We start from the raw sequence: 1,715 nt of genomic DNA on the forward strand, positions 1-1,715 counted from the left end.
ACCAGAACTCCGTAAAGATGAAAAGTCCGCGCTGGGTGGTCTCGAGGCTCGCTGCGCTCGCACCTCGACTAGCGGAGTCGCGTCAGCTCGCGGCGTTGCGGGCGCGGAAGGCGCGCACGTTCATCCGGTTGCCGCAGTTGCCGACGTCGCAGAAGCGCTTCGACCGGTTGCGGGAGAAGTCGACCAGCACGGCCTCGCAATCGTCGGCCGCGCAGCGCTTCATCCTGGCGCGCGCGTCCTGCCGCAGCACGTCGACCCAGGCCATCGCGATCTCGACCATGACGCGATCGGCGAGCGGTGCGTCAGGGGAGTTCGCGTGGATGTGCCAGCCGAGCCCGTCGTGATCGAGCAGCCGGGGGCGTGCACCGCCCTCGGCAAGCATCGCGTTGACCATCGTGACGGCCTGCCTGTCCGACTCCGTCGCCCAGAGCGCGCGGAGACGGATCCGCAGCGCGCGGAGGGAGTCGAGCTCGGCGGCGGTGTGCAGCCGGACGCCGGTGAACCCCTCGCCCTCGAACCAGGTGTCGAGCTGCTCCCGGGTCGTCAGCTCGTCCTCACCGCTGTGCGACGCGTCGGGCAGCGTGTTCACGAGCGTCGTCGCGGCGAGCAGGCTGAGCTCGACGTCATGAGTGAACACGTCGTGACTCCTGACTGACCCGGGTAGGCTGCCGATCGTTGTCATGAGTGTACGCGATTTGACTCATGACACGAAGGGGTATCATGCAACAGAGGAACCCGGCGACCGGCCTGATCTTCGCCGTCCTCGCAGCGCTGACGTTCGGCATCGGAGGCCCCTTCGTCCGCCCGCTGCTCGAGTCGGGCTGGAGTTCCTCCGCCGCGGTGCTCTGCCGCTGCGTCGGCACGGTGCTCGTCCTGCTGATCCCCGCGCTCCTGCTGCTGCGCGGCCGCTGGCCGGTGCTCCTCCGGAACTGGGCGACGGTCTTGGCCTACGGGGTCTTCGCGGTCGTCGGCACGCAGCTGCTCTACTACTCCGCGATCACCCGCATGCCCGTCGGCGCGGCGCTGCTGATCGAGTACCTGGCGCCGGTACTGCTCGTCGCCTGGACCTGGCTGCGCACGCGCCGCTGCCCCGGCGCTCGCGTGCTCGCGGGATCGGTGCTGGCGATCCTGGGTCTGCTGCTCGTGGTCGACCTCGGCGGCGCGGGCGGTGTCGACCCGGTCGGCCCGCTCCTGGCGCTGACCGCGGCGATCGGCGTCGCGATCTACTACGTCCTCAACGCCCGCCTCGACCCCGAGCTGCACCCCGTCGTGCTGCTCGCCGCGTCGATGGCCGTCGGATGCGTCGTGCTCGTGGCGCTCGCGGTGGTCGGCGTCACCCCGCTCACGTTCGCGTTCAGCGACGTCGTGCTGGCCGGGGTGGTCGCGCCGTGGTGGCTCCCCGCCGGCGTGGTCGTGCTGATCTCGACCTCGGCCGCCTACCTGCTCGGGATCGCGGGAGGCGCACGGCTCGGCAGCCGTGTCGCCTCGTTCGTCGGGCTGTTCGAGGTGCTCTTCGCGGTGCTCGCCGCCTGGGTGCTGCTCGGCGACCTGCCGGCGCCGATCCAGCTGCTCGGCGGCGTCCTGATCCTCGCGGGCGTCGTGCTCGTCAAGCTACAGCGCGAGCAGCCTGAGGCGGCGTCCGGCGATCACCCGCCGCGGCGCCGCTCACGTCGCGCTGTACTTCCACCACGTCACGCGGTACTCCCGCCGTCGCG

General features: G+C 70.8%; 2 protein-coding genes (1 of these 2 running past the window's edge). One reads left to right on the forward strand and one right to left on the reverse strand.

What is annotated here, in order from left to right:
* Positions 1-82 precede the first annotated feature (82 nt).
* Positions 83-637, reverse strand: a complete 555-nt coding sequence (locus tag ACFE67_RS06185; RefSeq protein ID WP_375405998.1) for a CGNR zinc finger domain-containing protein — start codon at positions 635-637, stop codon at positions 83-85.
* Positions 638-720: 83 nt separating this feature from the next.
* On the opposite strand from ACFE67_RS06185, the gene ACFE67_RS06190 reads away from it, so the two are divergent.
* Positions 721-1,715: the 5' portion of a DMT family transporter gene (locus tag ACFE67_RS06190; protein ID WP_375405999.1), read on the forward strand. Its footprint extends 13 nt past the window's final position; 995 of the gene's 1,008 nt are visible here — the first part of the coding sequence; its start codon is at positions 721-723; its stop codon lies beyond the right edge, outside the window.

Source organism: uncultured Amnibacterium sp. (genome assembly GCF_964244015.1).
Lineage (GTDB): Bacteria > Actinomycetota > Actinomycetes > Actinomycetales > Microbacteriaceae > Amnibacterium.